The organism is Microbacterium sp. 01T413_2, from assembly GCF_056398985.1.
The window spans coordinates 70,410-87,685 of record NZ_JBFTQL010000013.1; the positions used below are offsets into that span (position 1 = coordinate 70,410).

Sequence of the window (17,276 nt, forward strand, 5' to 3'; positions counted from 1 at the left end):
GGTCAGGCCGGGAGCTGTTTGCAGATGAACTCGCCGTTACGGTCCCGGAAGATGTACTCATCTCCCGGCATGTCCTCGTACATCTTGCTGATGACCTCGGGCGGGGCGGCCGCACGGAATCGGACGCGGTCAGCATCGGTGTGGACAATGTACGCGGAGCATTCGCAGGCCACCATGAAGGCGTAGAACGTCCCGCTGAGTGCTTCCTGCAGGAGGACGGGCGGGTAGTAGACGTCATGCTTGTGGCACAGCGCTCGGACCTTCACGGCCCCGTTCTCGATTCCGCTTTGCGGCAGCTGGGCCGCCTGCGTCCAGGGCTGCAACTGGATCTCATCGTTCCCGACGCGCAACATGCCTGCGTCAGCGAGTGAGATGAAGTTCTCCTCGGTGCACACTTGACCCGCTGGCCAGTTTACCGGGGAGATCGTCGGCCACAGTTGCGGGAACCCATGCGTCATGGCTGCGTCGATGGGACGCGCCGGAGGTGTGAACCGGACTCCGTGGAGTATCAGCGCGCCGAGCACGATCGTCATCGCGTACGCCTGAGGAGTGTGGGGCTCTGGGTGCCCCGGGATGCGCCCGGTCAGCGGCGTCACCCGGACCGCCGCGAATGCTCGATCTCCCTCAAACCGCCCCGCCCAGAACTGGCTGCCCGCGAGCGGGCCCATCGACTCGCGGTTGTCGTACAGGGCGCGGTATTCGACTGGTGAGAGCCCGTACCCGTCGTCCCGTTGCCCTTTGCTTGACAGCAGCATCGCCGTCAGGGCGGTCTTCTGCGCCCACCTCGCGACCATCGGCTGATCTTCCACAGCAATAGTGCTGGGTTGGCCGAGAACCATTGGGGTTAGTACAGGCCCCGCGGCTTTTTCGAGTCTGCTCATCCACCCGTTGTTGCAAGCGCCGCACACATCTCTGACCTCCTGCCGGTACGGCGGCTGATTTCCCAGGTGCCGTGGCAACGCGTTCAGCGGACCCGCATGATGCTCTAGCGGTGCGAGGTCCAGCCCGGTCTTCGCCACCCATTTCCCGAAGACGTGTTCACGGGTCAGCGGGGCGTCGGAACCACAAAACACGCATCTGCTCGGCACTCGGACATTCTCCCGCAGGGGTGGCTCATCTTTCCCCCAAGTCTCTGTGCGAACGATGTCAGATACGCCGCGAGGCAGATCTTAGAGCGCCGCGCTAGCCGGAATAATTCACTTTCGAATAGGCAACTCCACCAGTATCCGCGATCGCGACGTGCAGACGGGAGCCGTCCGGAAGGGACGCATCCACGAACGGCTGCCCGATGTCCACACGCCGGCCCGTGGAGTGCAGCATGCGCTCCACGACATCGCGCAGCTGCGCCTCGGTCAGCGTGATCGGCACACGCTCACTGCGCCCCTCTCGGGCGATGAAAACACGGGAGGGGCCGTTCAGCCAGATCTCCTCGATCGTGTCATCCTCGAGCAGCGGCTGCAGCGGACCGTATCCGGCAACCCCCGCGAGGATGTCCCTCACGCACGCCGCCTCGTCGTCGATCGTGGCCGTGCCGCGAGCCAGCGCCTGATCGTTGTGACGGCGCACCTCGAACTGGGCGATCCGCCGCGCCTCATCCGGATGGACCGAAGGATCCGTCCGCTCGGCACGCAGCCGGGCGCGCACCCTCTCGGTGACGGCAGCGGTCGACAGGCTCACCCCCGCATCGTCGCAGGAACCGAGGGCCGGCCTCGGAAGTTATCCACAGACCCGCCCCTGCACGGCGCGGGAGGTATGTCAGCCGACGCGCGCGACGTCGTGCAGAGCTTCCACCATCGGCAGCAGCTCCGGCTGCTCGGCCGCATCGGCGAGCACCCGCTCCAGCGTCTCGTCATGCACCGGACGTGCGCGCTCGTACAGCTTCTGCCCGCTCGGGGTGAGCTCGGTGTAGATCCCGCGACGGTCGTCGGCGCAGAGAATCCGGGTGAGCAGCCCCCGGTCCTCGAGCCGGTTCACCAACCGGGTGGTCGCGCTCGGGCTGAGCGCCGCGGCACGGGCCAGCTGCTGCATGCGCATGTGCCAGCCGTCCTGCCGGCTCAGCGCCTCCAGCACCGTGTACTCGACCACGGAGAGCCCTGCCTCGGTCGACAGCGCACGCTCCAGCTCGGCCTCGATCATGGCGTGCAGAGCGGCCATCGTGCGCCATCCGCGGGCGCGGATCTCGACGGCGTCATCGGCGATGCCCATGGATCCTCCAAAAGTAGTTGCTTGCGCTTTCTATTTGCACGTGCAAGTATTGTGGTCACYGACGCAAAAACCCGCGTCTGCAACTATCTCACTGTATCAGGAGTTCCCCCATGCCTCTCGGCCTGATCGCCCTCGCCCTCGGCGCCTTCGGAATCGGCCTCACCGAATTCGTCATCATGGGCCTGCTGCCCGAGGTGGCCGCCGACTTCGGCGTCACCGAGGCCGCCGCCGGATGGCTCATCTCCGGCTACGCGCTGAGCGTCGTGGTCGGCGCGCTGTTCCTGACCGCCGCCACCACTCGCCTTCCGCGCAAGCCCGTGCTGCTCGGCCTCATCGTGCTCTTCATCATCGGCAACGCGGTCACCGCGCTCGCCCCGGGCTACGGCCTCGCCATGGTGGGCCGCATCATCGCCGCGCTCACGCACGGGGCGTTCTTCGGCATCGGATCGGTTCTGGCCGCCTCGCTCGTCCCCGCCGCGAAGAAGGCGGGCGCGATCGCGATCATGTTCACCGGCCTCACCGCGGCCAACGTGCTCGGCGTCCCGTTCGGCACCTTCCTCGGCCAGCAGCTCGGCTGGCGCGCCACGTTCTGGGCGATCGCGATCATCGGGGTCGTCGCGTTCGTGGGGATCGCCCTGCTCGTGCCGGCGACGCACGACATCCCGCCCACCCGCCTGCGCGACGAGCTCGGCGCCTTCCGCTCCGGCCAGGTGTGGCTCTCACTCATCGTGACCGTGCTCGCGTACGGCGGCATGTTCGGCGCGTTCACCTACATCGCCTACACGCTCACCGAGGTCAGCGGTTTCGCCTCCACGATGGTGCCGTGGCTGCTCGTGCTGTTCGGCGTGGGCCTCTTCCTCGGCAACTGGGCCGGTGGCAAGGCAGCGGACCGATCCATCGACGTGACGCTCATCGTCTTCGTCGCGGCCCTCATCGTCGTGCTCGTCGGATTCGCGCTCTTCGCGTCGAGCGGTCCGGCCACCGTCGTCGCTCTCTTCCTCATGGGCGGGTTCGGATTCGGCACCGTGCCCGGGCTGCAGTCCCGGATCATGGGATACGCGTCGTCGGCCCCGACGCTCGCATCCGGCGCGAACATCGGCGCGTTCAACGTGGGCAACGCGCTCGGGGCCTGGGCCGGCGGCGTCGGCATCGCCGCGGGCCTCGGATACACCTCCCCCATCTGGATCGGCGCCGGCATCACCGCACTCGCTCTCGTCGTGATGGTGATCGCCGCGCTCACCGCTCGTCGCGGCACCGCGCGTCCAGGCGCAGCGCACACTCCGACGACCACGACTCCGGTCCCCGCCGGGGTGGCGCGCTGATCCCCGGCTCCGCCCCCGACGACACCCTCTTCGCAACACGCACAGAAGGACGAACGACATGACCGTTCCCACCATCACCCCGAACACCACCATCACGCTGAACAACGGCGTGGCCATGCCCCAGCTGGGCTTCGGGGTCTTCCAGGTCTCGGACGACGAGACCACGGCCGCCGTCGCGAGCGCCCTGCGGACCGGATACCGCAGCATCGACACCGCGGCGATCTATGGCAACGAGCGGGGTGTCGGCCGCGCGATCGCCGAATCCGGCATCCCTCGCGACGAGCTCTTCATCACCTCGAAGGCGTGGAACGCCGAGCAGGGCTACGACGCGACCCTCCGCGCGTACGACGAGAGCCTCGAGAAGCTGGGCCTGGACGCCCTCGACCTCTACCTGATCCACTGGCCCGAGCTCGGTGACGGCGACTACGCCGGCACCTGGCGCGGCCTCGAGTCGCTCTACGCCGACGGCCGGATGCGCGCGATCGGCGTCTCGAACTTCGAGCCCGTGCACCTCGCGCGGATCCTCGAGACCGGATCCGTCGTCCCCGCGGTCAACCAGGTGGAACTGCACCCCGCGTTCCAGAACCGCGCGGTGATCGCCGCAGACGCCGCGGCCGGCGTGACCACGGAGGCCTGGAGCCCGCTCGCCCAGGGCGCGGTGCTGCAGGATCCCGCCATCACGGCCATCGCCGCCCGGCACGGCCGCACTCCGGCCCAGGTGGTGCTGCGCTGGCATCTGCAGCAGGGCCGCGTGGTCATCCCGAAATCGGTGACGCCGAGCCGCATCGCGGAGAACTTCGACGTGTTCGGCTTCGATCTCGACGCCACCGAGCTCGCCGCGATCGACGCCCTCGACCGCGACGGCCGCACGGGACCGCACCCGCACGAGTTCCACGGCTGATCGGCAGAGGAATGGGGTGGATCCGGCCTCAGTAGACTGGGTCCACCCGCGGGAGTGGTGAAATTGGCAGACACGCAGGATTTAGGTTCCTGTGCCTCCGGGCGTGTGGGTTCAAGTCCCACCTTCCGCACGGCATCGCTGGTGGGGTGACCCGAGGWCACCCCACCAGCGCCGATTCCGCGCGTCGCTCTCCCAGCCGAGCGAGACCTGCCCGCTCTAGACTTCACAGAAGCCGGCATCTCGGCGAACACTCCAGCGACGACTCCACGGACGGGACTCACCTGTGCACCACGCCGCCCTCATCCCCTGGCTCGACCCGAACGTCATCATCAACGGTGCCGGCCCTTGGGCGCTCGCCGTGGTGCTGTTCATCATCTTCGCCGAGACAGGTCTGCTCATCGGGTTCCTGCTTCCGGGCGACACGCTGTTGATCATCTCGGGCCTGCTGACCCACACCAACCACGTCTTCGGGCTGGACATCTGGGCGGTTGGCCTGCTGATCGCACTGGCGGCGTTCCTGGGCGGCGAGGTCGGCTATCTGATCGGGCACAAGGGCGGCCCTGCGGTCTTCGAGCGCAAGGAGTCCGGTCTGTTCAGCCGCAAGAACGTCGAGCRCACGAACCACTTCTTCGAGCGCTTCGGCGGTCTCACCGTGATCCTGGCGCGCTTCGTGCCGGTCGTGCGCACCTTCGCGCCCGTCGCCGCCGGCGTCGGGCACATGCCGTGGCGCAAGTACAGCCTGTACAACCTCATCGGCGCCCTGATCTGGGGCTTCGGCCTCACCTACGTCGGCTTCCTGATCGCCTACATCCCCTGGGTCGCCGACCTCGTGACGAAGTACATCGACGTGATCCTGCTCGGCGTCGTCGCGCTCACGCTCGCCGTCACCGCCTGGCACTACTTCAACGAGCGCCGCAAGGCGAAGAAGGAGTCCGCCGCGGGGATCCCGGCCGTCGAGCCGGAGATCTGAGCCGAGCTCAGCCGGCGTCGCGGGCGGCTCCGTCCGCATCGCCCTTCTCGGAGGCCGCCGCACGCGCGGCCTTCGACTTCTCGACGCTCGCCCGCAGCGCCTCCATGAGGTCGATGACCTCACCGCCCTTCTCGGCGGGCGCGAACGTCTCTTCCTTCTCGAACGCCTCGCCCTTCTCGATCTTGGCGTCGATGAGCGTGCGCAGTTCGACCTGGTACTCGTCGACGAACGCGTTCGGGTCGAAGTCGGCGGAGAAGCCCTCGACGAGCGACGCCGACAGTTCGAGCTCCTTGTCGGAGACCGTGACCTCCTCCTGCAGGATGGGGAAGTCGGCTTCGCGCACCTCGTCGGCCCAGAGCAGCGTCTGCAGCACGAGCACATCGCCGCGCACGCGCAGGGCCGCGAGCCGGGTCTTCTGACGCAGGGTGAAACGCACGATCGCGGTGCGGTCCGTGGCCTCCAGGGTCTTGCACAGCAGCACATAGGCCTTGGGCGACTTGGAATCCGGCTCCAGGTAGTACGCCTTGTCGAGCGTGAGCAGATCCACCTGGTCCGACGGCACGAACTCCACGACGTCGATCTCCCGGCTGCGCTCGGCGGGCAGCGACTCCAGGTCATCCTTGGTCAGCACCACGGTCTGCGACTCGTCCTGGTAGGCCCGGTCGATCTCCGAGTAGGCGACGGTCTGTCCGCAGATCTCGCACACCCTCTTGTACCGGATCCGCCCCCCGTCCGCGTCGTGCACCTGGTGCAGCGAGACGTCGTGGTCCTCCGTCGCCGAGTACACCTTGACCGGCACGTTGACCAGGCCGAAGGTGAGCGAGCCCTTCCAGATCGTCCTCATGGCACCAGTACACACCACTCCCGCAGCAGCGGGATAGCCTGACGACATGGCAGACGGCCCGCAGTTCGCGCGCATCGGCGAGCGTCGTCTGCGTGTGACGAACCTCGACAAGGTCGTGTACCCGGTCACCGGCACCACCAAGGGCGAGGTGATCGACTACTACGCGCGGATCGCCCCGCAGCTGCTGCCGGTCCTCGCCGGACGCCCCGTCACGCRCAAACGCTGGGTGGAGGGCGTCGGCACCGCGGAGGATCCGCAGGGATCCTTCTTCGCCAAGCAGCTCGAACCGGGCGCCCCCGGGTGGATCCCGCGCCAGGAGATCCCGCACTCCGGCGGTGCGAAGGACTATCCGCTCGTCGACGAGGTCGCCACGCTCGTCTGGATGGCGCAGGTCGCTGCGATCGAGCTGCACATCCCGCAGTGGCGCTTCGCTCCCGACGGCGGGCGCGGCAACCCGGATCGTCTCGTGCTCGACCTGGATCCGGGACCGGGCGTCACGCTCGCGCAGTGCGCCGAGGTGGCGCTCATCGCGCGCGGCATCCTCGACGGCATGGGCATGGATCCGGTGCCCGTCACAAGCGGCAGCAAGGGCATCCACCTCTACGCGCACCTGCCCGGCGACCGCACGAGCGAGGAGATCTCCGCTTTCGCGCACGCCCTCGCCCGGGCGATCGAGACGGATCGCCCGGATCTCGTGACGAGCGTGATGACGAAGACCCTGCGCGCAGGCAAGGTGTTCCTCGACTGGAGCCAGAACAACGGCAAGAAGACGACGATCGCGCCCTACTCGCTGCGCGGCCGCCCGCAGCCGTGGGTCGCCGCCCCCCGCACCTGGGAGGAGCTGGAGGATCCGGATCTCCGGCAGCTGCGGTTCGACGAGGTGCTCGAGCGGGCGGAGAGCGGGCTGGATCCGTTCACGGTGATCACTCAGAATCATCCGCCGACGGCCGACACCCCGCTCACCGTGCGTCGGCAGGATCGGCGACCGGTCGAGAAAGCCCGCACGCGCGTCGCCTCCTCGACGGGACCGGCGGCCGGCGGGACGGCCACCGCTCCAGAAGCCTCCTCCGTCCCTCCGGCGGATGATCCGGTCCCCGGCTACTCCCCCATGCTCGCCGACCACGGCACACCGGGCACGGCCCGCGGACTGGGCTGGGCCGAGATCAAGTGGGACGGGATCCGCGCGATCGGGACCTGGTCGGACGGCCGGTTCCGGCTGCGAGCGCGCAGCGGCACCGACATCACCGACCGCTATCCCGAGCTCACCGCCGACGGCGCACCCCGATTCCCCGTGGGCGAAGCCGTCGTCGACGGGGAGATCGTCGCTCTGGACGCCGCAGGCCGACCGAGCTTCCACCGCCTTCAGGATCGGATGCACCTCACCCGGGCACGCGAGATCGAGCGCGAGGTCATCCGCACGCCGGTGCGCTACCACCTGTTCGATCTGCTCCGCCTGGAGGGGCACGACCTCACCGCCCTGCCGTTGCGCGACCGCCGGGAGCTGCTGGAGCAGATCGCCGCCGACCTGCCCGCGCCGGTGCTCGTGCCGCCGGTGTTCGACGACGTCGATGCGGCCCTGGCCACGAGCGCCGCGCTCGATCTGGAGGGCGTGGTCGTGAAGGACCCTGCGTCGGCATACGCCCCGGGTGCGCGCTCACCGCGGTGGCTGAAGATCAAGCTCACCCGCGCGCAGGAGGTCGTGATCGTCGGCATCCGCCCCGGCAAGGGCGACCGCACCGGGCGTATCGGGTCGCTGCTGCTCGCGATCCCCGACCCCGCGCTGCCCTCGGGCCTGCGCTACGTGGGCAGGGTGGGCACCGGCTTCACGGATCGCATGCTGCAGGAGCTGGGCACGCGGTTGGACGCGCTGCGCACGTCGGCGCCGGCCGTGGACGGCGTCCCCGTCGCCGATGCGTCCGACGCGCTGTGGGTGCGTCCGGAGCTCGYCGGAGAGGTCGAGTTCGCGAACTGGACCGACGACGGCGTGCTGAGGCACTCGCGCTGGCGCGGCCTGCGTCCGGACAAGTCGCCGGGCGAGGTGGTCGTCGAGTCCTGACCGGTCGCGAAAGGGCCGTCAGGCGTGCACGGCCTCGCAGTCGCCCGCGTTGCCCGAACCAGACGCATCGGGCTCGATCTGGAACGTGGAGTGCTCGACGTCGAAGTGCTCGGCGAGGCAGGACTGCATCTGCACGAGGAGGGCCGACGCTCCTCCGCCGACGAGCAGCGCGGGCTGCACCGACACATGCGCGGTGAAGACGGGCGCACCGCGGGTGAGCTGCCAGACGTGCACGTCGTGCACCCCAGTGACGCCAGGGTAGTCGAGCAGGTGCTGGCGGATCTCGCTCACGGCCGTGCCCTTCGGCGCCGACTCGGCGAGCACCGAGAACACCTCGCGCAGCAGCGAGACCGCCCGAGGGATGATCATCGCGGCGATCACGAGGGAGGCGATCGCGTCGGCGGGCATCCAGCCCGTCGTGATGATGACGATCGCAGCGACGATCACCATCGCGGATCCGATCAGATCCCCCATTACCTCCAGGTACGCGCCGCGCACGTTGATGCTCTCCCGCTGCGCCGCGCTGAGCAGCCACATCGAGATCGCGTTCGCGACGAGGCCGACGGCGGCCACGATGAGCATGAGCGTTCCGGCGACCTCGACCTGGGTCGGGTGCAGGAGCCGTGTGACGCCCTCGAAGGCGACCCACGCCGACAGCAGGATCAGGATGATCGCGTTGATGAGCGCTCCGAACACCTCGGCGCGCTGGTAGCCGAACGTGCGCCGATCGTCGGCGGGACGGGCCGCGACCGCGCTCGCGATGAGCGCGATGACCAGGGCGGATGCGTCCGTGAACATGTGCGCCGCGTCGGCGAGCAGCGCGAGGGATCCGCTGAGGATCGCACCGACCACCTGCACGAGCATGATGACGCAGGTCAGCGTCAGCGAGATCGCGAGCAGCCGTCGATGGCCTGCGGAACGGATCCCGGTGGCGGGTGCGTGATCGTGCATACCTCCAGGGTAGAGCCGGGATCCCCCGGTCGGAGGGGTTTTCGCCTAGTCGGGAATGGGGATGATTCTCAGTTGCGCGTGCGGTCGGGCGCGGCTCAGAACACGTCGTCCAGGAAATCGGTCAGCATCGGCAGCGTGCGACGCAGCGGGGCGAGGTCCTCGCCCGTGGCGAACACCTCGCCGAGGTAGTCGCCGTGGCCGCCGGGCACGATGAGCAGCCGCGCTCCGGGGATCAGATCGGCGAGTGCCACGGCATGATCACGGCGGATCACGTCCTGATCGCCGGCGACGATCAGCGTCGGCGCGGCGATCGCAGCGACCCCTTCGCCCGGAAAGTCCTGAAACCCGGTCAGCATGAGGTCGCGGTCCAGGACGAACATCCGCTCCGCATGCGCCGGATCCCCGCTGACGAGCGCATCGGCCTCACGGTAGGCATCGGGCATGTCGCCGAACTCGCCCGAGGCAAGACCGTCCCAGAACCCGTCGATCATGCCGTCCCGCTGGAAGGGTGCCGACGCGACGATCAGCCGCGCGATCAGGGCCGGGTGCCGCATCGCCAGCTGCAGAGCGACCTGCCCGCCGTTGCTGAAGCCGAGCACCTGCACCGCGCCGGTACCGAGTTCGGCGAGGAGCCCCGCGACGTCATCGGCCGAGCGCTCGAATGAAGCGGGACCGGATCCGGTCGGCGTGCGCCCGTGCCCCTGCAGCTCGACGGCCAGTAGACGGCGATCACGGGCGAGCTCGGGGATCAGCGCACCCCAGTTCGTTTCGATCGTGGAGCCGCCGCCGTGCACGAGCAGCAGCGGCGGTCCGTCACCCGCCGGACCGTGCCACTGGTAGTAGAGCTGCGCCGGGCTCTGGGATCGTCCGTCTTCGAAGTCCACGCCGCCGACGCTACCCGCGGGTCGCGACGGCGTCCACGGTCGGGTTCGCGGTGGTCAGAGTTCCGCGAGCAGCGGCACCAGGGCGGCGAAGGCGCGGGCGCGGTGCGACTGAGCCTGCTTCTCCTCCGCCGTGAACTCACCGACCGTACGCTCGGCGCCGCTCTGCCCCTCGGGCACGAAGACGGGGTCGTAGCCGAAGCCGCCGGCGCCGACGGCCGCGTGCGCGAGCCGGCCCGGCCATTCGCCGCGGACCGTCCACTCGCGTCCATCCGGCAGCACCAGCGCGATGACGCTGACGTAGTGCGCGGCACGGTGCGGATCCGCGATGTCGCGGAGCTGATCCAGCAGCAGTTCCCGGTTCGCGATGTCGTCCTTCTGCTGCCCCGCCCAGTAGGCGGAGAAGACTCCGGGCGAACCACCCAGCACGTCCACCGCGATGCCGGAGTCGTCGGCGAGCGCGGGCAGGCCCGTGTGCGCGGCGGCCGCACGGGCCTTGATCAGGGCGTTGTCCTCGAAGGTGACGCCGTCCTCGATGGGCTCGGGCCCGTCGTAGCCGACGACCTCGAGATCGGGCCGGGTGGCCGCGACGATCCCGCCGAACTCGGTGACCTTGTGGGCGTTGTGCGTCGCGAGGACGATCCTCACGCCCGCTCCTCCGCGAGGGCCGCGAGTTGGCGGTCACGCAGATCCGCACAGCCGTTCACGCCGAGCTCGAGCAGTGTGTCGAGCTCGCGCTTGTCGAAGGGCGCACCCTCGGCCGTGCCCTGCACCTCGACGAACAGTCCGCGCCCGGTCACGACGACGTTCATGTCGGTCTCGGCGCGCACGTCCTCGACGTAGGCCAGGTCGAGCATGGGCTCGCCGTCGATGATGCCGACCGACACCGCGGCGACGGAATCGTGCAGCACCTGGGCCTTCTGTCCGATGAACTTCTTGCGCCGGCCCCACTCGATCGCATCGGCGAGGGCGACGTACGCCCCGGTGATCGCCGCGGTGCGAGTGCCCCCGTCGGCCTGCAGCACGTCGCAGTCGATCACGATCGTGTTCTCACCGAGAGCCTTGGTGTCGACGACGGCACGGAGTGCCCTGCCGATCAGGCGCGAGATCTCGTGCGTGCGCCCGCCGATGCGGCCCTTCACGCTCTCCCGGTCGTTGCGCTCGTTCGTGGCCCGCGGCAGCATCGCGTACTCGGCCGTGACCCAGCCCTTGCCTTTGCCGGTGAGCCAGCGCGGCACGCCGTTCGTGAACGACGCCGTGCACAGCACCTTCGTGTTGCCGAAGCTGATCAGGGCGGATCCCTCCGCCTGAGCGCTCCAGCCGCGTTCGATCGTGATGGGCCGGAGCTGGTCGACGGTGCGGCCGTCCTTGCGGATGGTGGCGTCGTCAGACGGGGAAATGGTCATGGGATCTCCTTGAGGTGGGGAAGGTCGATGACGCCGGTCTGCACGAGCCGGACGCCCCGCACCTCCTGGCCCATCAGGCGGTTGGCGAGGGCGGTGAAATCGTCGGCCGAGGCGCCCGTCGCCTCGTACACGTAGCGGGGCTGCGCGTCGGCAGGGGCGAGCAGATCCCCCCGGACCAGCTGCCGGTACACATCGCCGGCGGTCTCGTCGTCGCTGGAGACGAGGGACACGCCTTCGCCCATGACGTAGCCGATCGCGCCGCGCAGGAACGGGTAGTGGGTGCAGCCGAGCACGAGCGTGTCGACGCCCGCGTCCCGCAGCGGGGCCAGGTACTCCTCGGCCACGCGGAGCACCTCCGGGCTGTCGGTGATGCCCGCCTCCACGAACTCCACGAACCGCGGGCAGGCCGCCGTGAACACCGAGAGGTTCTCGTTGACCTCGAGCATGTCCTGATAGGCGCGGGATCCGATGGTCCCGACCGTTCCGATCACGCCGATCCGACCATTGCGCGTGGTCGAGATCGCCCGGCGCACGGCCGGGCCGATCACCTCGACGACGGGCAGGTCGTAGCGCTCGCGGGCGTCTCGCAGCATCGCCGAGGACGCCGTGTTGCAGGCGATCACGAGCATCTTCACACCCTGGTCGACGAGCGTGTCGAGCACCTCGAGCGCATAGCGGCGCACGTCGGCGATGGGCTTCGGCCCGTAGGGCGAGTGCGCGGTGTCGCCGATGTAGACGAAGGATTCCCGGGGCAGCTGCGCCCTGATCGCCCGGGCGACGGTGAGACCGCCGACCCCGGAGTCGAAGATCCCGATCGGCGCGTCGTTCATGATGCTCCAGCCTAGTCGCCGGATCCGCGCGGTCCCGTGCGGTGTGCGTCCTATGCTGTCGATCATGACCGCGTCCAGCGCCCTCAAGACCGATCGCTATGAGCTCACGATGCTGGAGGCCGCGCTGCGCGACGGCACCGCCGCGCGGCAGAGCGTGTTCGAGCTGTTCTCACGGCGACTGTCCGGGGGGCGCCGATTCGGCGTGGTCGCCGGCACCGGCCGCCTGCTCTCGCTGCTGCGCGACTTCCGCTTCGGCGACGACGAGCTGCGCTACCTGCGCGACGCGAAGGTCGTCGACGCCGACGCTCTGCGCTACCTCGAGGGCTACCGGTTCACTGGGACGATCCGCGGCTACCGCGAGGGCGAGCTGTACTTCCCCGGATCCCCCATCCTCACTGTCGAGGGCACCTTCGCCGACGCCGTGATCCTGGAGACCCTGGCGCTCAGCGTGCTCAACCACGACTCGGCGGTCGCCACGGCGGCAAGCCGCATGAGCATCGCCGCCGGAGAGCGCCCCCTCGCCGAGATGGGGTCGCGCCGCGCGGCTGACGATTCTGCGGTCGCCGCAGCCCGCGCCGCATTCATCGCCGGATTCGGCGCCACCAGCAACCTCGAGGCGGGCCGCTCCTGGGGCATCCCCACGATGGGTACCGCGGCGCACTCGTGGACGCTGCTGCACGACAGCGAGGAGGACGCGTTCCGAGCGCAGATCGCGGCGCTCGGCACCGGCACCACACTGCTCGTGGACACCTACGACATCCGCCAGGGCGTGGAGACGGCCATCCGCGTGGCGGGCACCAGGCTGGGCGGGGTTCGCATCGACTCCGGCGACCTGCCCATCATGGCCGCCGAGGTGCGCGCGCAGCTCGACGAGCTCGGCGCGACTGAGACGAAGATCACCGTGACCAGCGACCTCGACGAGTACGCGATCGCCGCCCTCGCCGCGTCGCCGGTGGATGCCTACGGCGTGGGTACCTCGGTGGTCACAGGATCCGGCTACCCCACCGCGAGCATGGTCTACAAGCTCGTGGCGCGGCAGGGATCCGACGGCGGCTGGGTCGCCGTGGCCAAGGCATCGGCGGACAAGGCCTCGAAGGGCGGGCGCAAGGCGGCGTTCCGGATCCTCGCGGACGGCGTCGCGCAGTCGGAGACCGTGCTCGTCGCCGACGGTTTCGAGGAGCTCGGAGCCGCGGAGCACCCCGACGGGCGGGCGCTTCAGGTGCCCCTCGTCGAGGGCGGTGAGATCGACTCGGCCTTCGAGGGTCCGGCCGGCACGGTCGCCGCGCGGGAGCACCACCTCAGGGTGCGCGAGGAACTGCCGGTGCGCGCCCTCGCGCTCAGCAAGTCGGATCCGGCGATCCCGACCATTTTTGAAGATATCCGTTAGGACTGATCGGTCCCTGAGCGAGGAGCGAAGCGACGAGTCGAAGGGCGTCGACGTGGCCTGAGAGTCAGCCGACCATCGACTCGTAGATCTCCTTGCAGGTCGGGCAGACCGGGAACTTCTCCGGGTCCCGTCCCGGAGTCCACTTCTTGCCGCACAGCGCCCGCACGGGCTTGCCGGTGAGCGCAGACTCGAGGATCTTCTCCTTCTTGACGTAATGGGAGAACCGCTCGTGGTCTCCCGGCTCCTGCAGTTCCTCGTTGAGGAGCTGCTCGAGTTCGCGATCGAGGGTGGCGACGCCGCCCTGGTCCGGGGCATCCAGCGGGGTACTCATGACCGCGAGTCTAATCGCGTGAGGCCGGGTGGGCGCGTGATCACGTGCATCCGATCGCAGCGCCGACGGATCCGCTCACGCCGTCTCGACGAACTCCATCAGCTGGGCACCACGACGATCGAACGCACGCCCGCCGGTCTGGACGCCGAGGAAGAGCACGGCGACGCCCACCAGCCCCCCGGTCCACAGCGCCGGAGCCGTGGAGGCCTCGTCCGACACCAGCGCCGGCCACGCCAGCAGAAGCGCCGGGAGACTGAGCACGACGGCGCCGACCAGCGTGCCGGCCTGCCCCAGTGCGCCACCGCGCGCCCGCTGCGGCTGCTGGAAAGGGCTGTCGCCCGGGCGTGAGACGGCGTACGGCGCCACCGCAGACAGGATGCTCGACAGCCCAAGGCCGGTCAGCAGCAGGCTTGCGACCACGCCCACGAACGCCGGCAGCAGGGACCAGCGCCCGATCACGGCGAGCGTGACGGGGATCGCCACCGCCAACGTCGGGATTGCGATCAGGAGCACAGGGACGAGCCGGCCCAGCCGATCGGGCACTCCCTTGATGCCGCTCGCCACGTGGATCCAGAACGCCGTGGAGTCGTAGGCGACGTCGTTGTGCGGGAGCCAGCCGAAGAACAGCGCCATCACCGTGACCGGCAACGCCGCGGCGATCTCGACCGGCACCCCGGCGACCAGCAGCGGCACGACGGTGAGCGCGCCGGCGATCGGCACGATCACGAAGTTCATGATGTAGCGGCGGTCCCGCAGCCAGTACACCAGGCTGCGCGCCGCCACGGCGCCGAACGCATTCGACGGCAGCAACCCGAACCAGCCGAGGCCCGGGCGCTCGCGCACCGCTGTCGGCCGCTCTGTCGTGCTCAGCGCGCGCCGGGCGAGCATCAGCCACCCGGCCGTGACGACCGCAGCCGTCAGCACCGCGATGACGGCCGCCGCCCACGCGGCACCCGCCTGCCCCGATGCGGCGAGGAACGGGAGCGCCGCAGACGCGCCGAGCGGCGTGACGCCCAGCACCCCGGCCACGGCATGCAGGACCGGGGGAACCGCCCCAGCCCAGCCGAGTGAGGCCACGAACACGCACACCGGCACCGCGATCACGATCACCGCGAGCGCGAACAGCGCAGTGAGTTCGCGAGAGCGCCGCTCCGGCAGAAGTCGCGCGCTGAGCGCCATCCCGACGCGCGCTGCGAGCACCGCCGTGACGAACGTCAGCAGCGCGGAGAGCACCGCGACGACCCAGGGCGCTCCGAACGAGATCGCGACGATCACCACAGCCACCTGGATCACGAGCAGCGCCAGACTCGGCACGCTCACGAAGGCGGCGAGGGTGAGCACGAGCGGAAGCCGGCGCTCATCGACCCCGAACACCACGAAGCGGCGCGGATCCAGCTGGTCCACGGACCCCGCCAGGATCGGCGCCACGAAGAACCCCAGCACCACCGCCGAGCTGCCCAGCACGATCACCGTGTGCGCGGCGGCCTCGGAGGTGTGCGCAAGACTGCGGATCGCGATGACCGACACGGTCGTCGCCGCGGCGGTGAGCAGCAGCGCCAGGATGGTGCGGGTCACTCGGCTGCGGTCGCCGCGCAGCGCGCCGAGCGCCAGCATCAGTCTCAGTCGGAGAACGTGTGCAACCACTCCAGCCCCTCCACTTCGGAGGCCGCGCCGGAGAGCTCCACGAAGCGCTGTTCGAGGGTCTGCCCCGCGCGCACCTCGTCGACCGTGCCCTCGGCGAGCACTTCGCCGCCGACGATGATCGCGATCCGCGCGCACACCTGCTCGACCAGATCCATGCCGTGGCTGGAGAGGACGACGGTGCCGCCGTGTGCGACGTAGGCGCGCAGGATGTCCAGGATCACACCGGAGGAGACCGGATCCACCGACTCGAACGGCTCATCCAGCACCAGCACGCGCGGCGAGTGGATCATCGCGCCGGCGAGCATGATCTTCTTCGTCATACCGGCGGAGTAGTCGGAGACCACGCGGCTGAGCGCACCGGTGAGATCGAACGCCCTGGCCAGATCTGCCACGCGCTTCTCGACGACGTCGGCGGGCAGTCCCCGCAGCAGACCGTAGTAGTGCAGCAGCTGACGTCCGGTGAGCCGGTCGAAGGTGCGCAGTCGGTCAGGCAGCACACCGAGCGCCTTCTTCGCGGCAGCCGGATCCGCACTCTGATCGATTCCGCTGATCCGCACCGTGCCCTCGTCGGGGCGCAGCAGCCCCGCGATGATCGAGAGGGTGGTGGTCTTGCCGGCGCCGTTGGGCCCGACGATGCCGTAGAAGGACCCGGCCGGGACGGTCAGGTCGATCCCGGCCACTGCGACGGAGTCGCCGAAGCGCTTGACGAGCCCGCGCACGACGAGGGCCTGTCCGTCGACGTCTGCGGCAGGCCTCTCCGACACCGCGGCGGCATCTTCCGCGACGTCCTGCCACGCGGATGCGTCTTCTTCTGCAGGCGGAGCCGTAGGTGGCTCGCTCGAAGTCGTCTGCGCGGGCGCGGGGTCGGCCGGCTCAGGCTCAGGCTCAGGCTCGGGCTCGGCGGATCCGTCCGAGTCCGTCGGTTCGGGCACGGAGTCGACGATCTCCGCCGATGCGGCGTCGGTCCCCGGCCGTGAGTCGGGCCCCATTGCGCCCTGCGCCGAATCCGCGGCCGGCGCGGCCGCCCCCAGTTCGGTGTCCACAGGAGCATCATGCCCCGTCACGGCCTCTTCCGGGGAGGGCGTGTGCTGGTCCGGTTCCGTCTCGATCGCCGATTCCGCCGGGGACGGCGGGTTCACGACCTCTGCAACGGAGGCCGCGGACTGCGCGGCGAGGGCGGCGGGTGCGGTCGTAGGCGCCGCGCCCTCGGCCTTCGCCCGCGGAGTGCGCTTCGCGGCTGTGTCCTTCGATACCGTGCTCTTCGATGCCGTGCTCTTCGCCGCCGTCGTCCGCGCGGCCGTGGTCCTGGCCGCCGTCGTCTTCGCGGCCGTGCTCTTCGCAGCCGTCGTCTTCGGCGTGGTCGCGCGCTTTGCGGTCGTGCGCTTCGCCGTGGTGGCACCGGCCTCCGAGCTCGAGGCGTCCCCCGGCGCCTCGGTTCCCGCAGCCGCAGCGGTGCTCTTCGCCGCAGCCGTCGCGCGCCCGGCGGCCGTCGAGCCCTTGGCCGTGGCGCGCGGCGCGCGCGTGGCGCGCGGCGTCGCAGCCTTGACC

General features: G+C 69.7%; 18 protein-coding genes and 1 tRNA gene. 7 read left to right on the plus strand and 12 right to left on the minus strand.

The features are described 5' to 3' along the window. Nucleotides 1–2: 2 nt before the first annotated feature. The 3 genes from AC1DMN_RS09125 to AC1DMN_RS09135 form a co-directional block, all read right to left on the minus strand. Complete coding sequence (locus AC1DMN_RS09125; RefSeq protein WP_477229383.1) at nt 3–881, minus strand: hypothetical protein; 879 nt, start codon at nt 879–881, stop codon at nt 3–5. A gap of 301 nt (nt 882–1,182) precedes the next feature. Then, nucleotides 1,183–1,677 carry an ATPase, T2SS/T4P/T4SS family gene (locus AC1DMN_RS09130; RefSeq protein WP_477229384.1) on the minus strand — a complete coding sequence of 165 codons (495 nt, stop codon included), beginning with the start codon at nt 1,675–1,677 and terminating at the stop codon, nt 1,183–1,185. Between the two features lie 78 nt (nt 1,678–1,755). Continuing rightward, nucleotides 1,756–2,205 (minus strand): MarR family winged helix-turn-helix transcriptional regulator, encoded by a 450-nt coding sequence (locus AC1DMN_RS09135; RefSeq protein ID WP_441976193.1) that lies wholly within the window; start codon nt 2,203–2,205, stop codon nt 1,756–1,758. Between the two features lie 110 nt (nt 2,206–2,315). On the opposite strand from AC1DMN_RS09135, the gene AC1DMN_RS09140 reads away from it, so the two are divergent. The 4 genes from AC1DMN_RS09140 (at nt 2,316) to AC1DMN_RS09155 (ending at nt 5,398) form a co-directional block, all read left to right on the plus strand. Further along, complete coding sequence (locus tag AC1DMN_RS09140) at nt 2,316–3,527, plus strand: MFS transporter (protein WP_477229385.1); 1,212 nt, start codon at nt 2,316–2,318, stop codon at nt 3,525–3,527. Nucleotides 3,528–3,585: 58 nt separating this feature from the next. Then, the gene (locus AC1DMN_RS09145) at nt 3,586–4,428 is read left to right on the plus strand and encodes an aldo/keto reductase (protein ID WP_477229386.1); all 843 of its coding nucleotides are present in this window, start codon (nt 3,586–3,588) and stop codon (nt 4,426–4,428) included. 48 nt (nt 4,429–4,476) lie between these two features. Continuing rightward, a tRNA-Leu gene (locus AC1DMN_RS09150) sits at nt 4,477–4,558 on the plus strand. Between the two features lie 153 nt (nt 4,559–4,711). Then, nucleotides 4,712–5,398, plus strand: a complete 687-nt coding sequence (locus AC1DMN_RS09155; RefSeq protein ID WP_477384124.1) for a DedA family protein — start codon at nt 4,712–4,714, stop codon at nt 5,396–5,398. 7 nt (nt 5,399–5,405) lie between these two features. Here AC1DMN_RS09155 and ku read toward each other — a convergent pair whose 3' ends face one another. Next, nucleotides 5,406–6,242, minus strand: a complete 837-nt coding sequence (ku, locus tag AC1DMN_RS09160; RefSeq protein ID WP_477229387.1) for a non-homologous end joining protein Ku — start codon at nt 6,240–6,242, stop codon at nt 5,406–5,408. A gap of 46 nt (nt 6,243–6,288) precedes the next feature. On the opposite strand from ku, the gene ligD reads away from it, so the two are divergent. Then, nucleotides 6,289–8,298, plus strand: a complete 2,010-nt coding sequence (ligD, locus tag AC1DMN_RS09165) for a non-homologous end-joining DNA ligase (RefSeq protein ID WP_477384126.1) — start codon at nt 6,289–6,291, stop codon at nt 8,296–8,298. A gap of 18 nt (nt 8,299–8,316) precedes the next feature. Here the strand turns inward: ligD and AC1DMN_RS09170 are convergent, their stop codons facing one another. The 5 genes from AC1DMN_RS09170 to murI form a co-directional block, all read right to left on the minus strand. Then, nucleotides 8,317–9,249 carry a cation diffusion facilitator family transporter gene (locus tag AC1DMN_RS09170; protein WP_441976199.1) on the minus strand — a complete coding sequence of 311 codons (933 nt, stop codon included), beginning with the start codon at nt 9,247–9,249 and terminating at the stop codon, nt 8,317–8,319. A gap of 95 nt (nt 9,250–9,344) precedes the next feature. Further along, the gene (locus tag AC1DMN_RS09175; RefSeq protein WP_441976200.1) at nt 9,345–10,133 is read right to left on the minus strand and encodes an alpha/beta fold hydrolase; all 789 of its coding nucleotides are present in this window, start codon (nt 10,131–10,133) and stop codon (nt 9,345–9,347) included. Nucleotides 10,134–10,187: 54 nt separating this feature from the next. Beyond that, complete coding sequence (rdgB, locus tag AC1DMN_RS09180) at nt 10,188–10,778, minus strand: RdgB/HAM1 family non-canonical purine NTP pyrophosphatase (RefSeq protein ID WP_477229388.1); 591 nt, start codon at nt 10,776–10,778, stop codon at nt 10,188–10,190. Beyond that, complete coding sequence (rph, locus tag AC1DMN_RS09185; RefSeq protein WP_477229389.1) at nt 10,775–11,536, minus strand: ribonuclease PH; 762 nt, start codon at nt 11,534–11,536, stop codon at nt 10,775–10,777. The genes rdgB and rph overlap by 4 nt, the downstream gene beginning before the upstream one ends. Continuing rightward, a complete protein-coding gene (murI, locus tag AC1DMN_RS09190) occupies nt 11,533–12,366 on the minus strand; it encodes a glutamate racemase (RefSeq protein WP_477229390.1) in 834 nt (277 codons plus the stop codon). The genes rph and murI overlap by 4 nt, the downstream gene beginning before the upstream one ends. Before the next feature lie 64 nt (nt 12,367–12,430). Here murI and AC1DMN_RS09195 point away from each other — a divergent pair, with 64 nt between their 5' ends. Further along, nucleotides 12,431–13,753 (plus strand): nicotinate phosphoribosyltransferase, encoded by a 1,323-nt coding sequence (locus AC1DMN_RS09195; RefSeq protein WP_477229391.1) that lies wholly within the window; start codon nt 12,431–12,433, stop codon nt 13,751–13,753. 64 nt (nt 13,754–13,817) lie between these two features. Here AC1DMN_RS09195 and AC1DMN_RS09200 read toward each other — a convergent pair whose 3' ends face one another. From AC1DMN_RS09200 to AC1DMN_RS09210, 3 genes are all read right to left on the minus strand, one after another. Next, nucleotides 13,818–14,084 carry a DUF3039 domain-containing protein gene (locus AC1DMN_RS09200; protein ID WP_045272272.1) on the minus strand — a complete coding sequence of 89 codons (267 nt, stop codon included), beginning with the start codon at nt 14,082–14,084 and terminating at the stop codon, nt 13,818–13,820. Nucleotides 14,085–14,159: 75 nt separating this feature from the next. Continuing rightward, entirely contained in the window at nt 14,160–15,698 is a 1,539-nt protein-coding gene (locus AC1DMN_RS09205; protein ID WP_441976204.1) for a hypothetical protein, read from the minus strand. 5 nt (nt 15,699–15,703) lie between these two features. Continuing rightward, nucleotides 15,704–16,771 (minus strand): ABC transporter ATP-binding protein, encoded by a 1,068-nt coding sequence (locus AC1DMN_RS09210; RefSeq protein ID WP_477384128.1) that lies wholly within the window; start codon nt 16,769–16,771, stop codon nt 15,704–15,706. Nucleotides 16,772–16,967: 196 nt separating this feature from the next. Here AC1DMN_RS09210 and AC1DMN_RS09215 point away from each other — a divergent pair. Continuing rightward, nucleotides 16,968–17,276: hypothetical protein (locus AC1DMN_RS09215; RefSeq protein WP_477384130.1), on the plus strand; the 309-nt coding region annotated here is incomplete at its 3' end.

What these genes read in the sequence shown, in the direction of transcription:
- murI (WP_477229390.1), bottom strand. Translation starts at nt 12,366, where the DNA reads ATGAACGACGCGCCGATCGGGATCTTCGACTCCGGGGTCGGCGGTCTC.
- AC1DMN_RS09145 (WP_477229386.1), top strand. Translation starts at nt 3,586, where the DNA reads ATGACCGTTCCCACCATCACCCCGAACACCACCATCACGCTGAACAAC.
- rph (WP_477229389.1), bottom strand. Translation starts at nt 11,536, where the DNA reads ATGACCATTTCCCCGTCTGACGACGCCACCATCCGCAAGGACGGCCGC.
- ku (WP_477229387.1), bottom strand. Translation starts at nt 6,242, where the DNA reads ATGAGGACGATCTGGAAGGGCTCGCTCACCTTCGGCCTGGTCAACGTG.
- AC1DMN_RS09170 (WP_441976199.1), bottom strand. Translation starts at nt 9,249, where the DNA reads ATGCACGATCACGCACCCGCCACCGGGATCCGTTCCGCAGGCCATCGA.
- AC1DMN_RS09195 (WP_477229391.1), top strand. Translation starts at nt 12,431, where the DNA reads ATGACCGCGTCCAGCGCCCTCAAGACCGATCGCTATGAGCTCACGATG.
- AC1DMN_RS09140 (WP_477229385.1), top strand. Translation starts at nt 2,316, where the DNA reads ATGCCTCTCGGCCTGATCGCCCTCGCCCTCGGCGCCTTCGGAATCGGC.
- AC1DMN_RS09125 (WP_477229383.1), bottom strand. Translation starts at nt 881, where the DNA reads ATGAGCAGACTCGAAAAAGCCGCGGGGCCTGTACTAACCCCAATGGTT.
- AC1DMN_RS09200 (WP_045272272.1), bottom strand. Translation starts at nt 14,084, where the DNA reads ATGAGTACCCCGCTGGATGCCCCGGACCAGGGCGGCGTCGCCACCCTC.
- AC1DMN_RS09205 (WP_441976204.1), bottom strand. Translation starts at nt 15,698, where the DNA reads ATGCTGGCGCTCGGCGCGCTGCGCGGCGACCGCAGCCGAGTGACCCGC.
- AC1DMN_RS09135 (WP_441976193.1), bottom strand. Translation starts at nt 2,205, where the DNA reads ATGGGCATCGCCGATGACGCCGTCGAGATCCGCGCCCGCGGATGGCGC.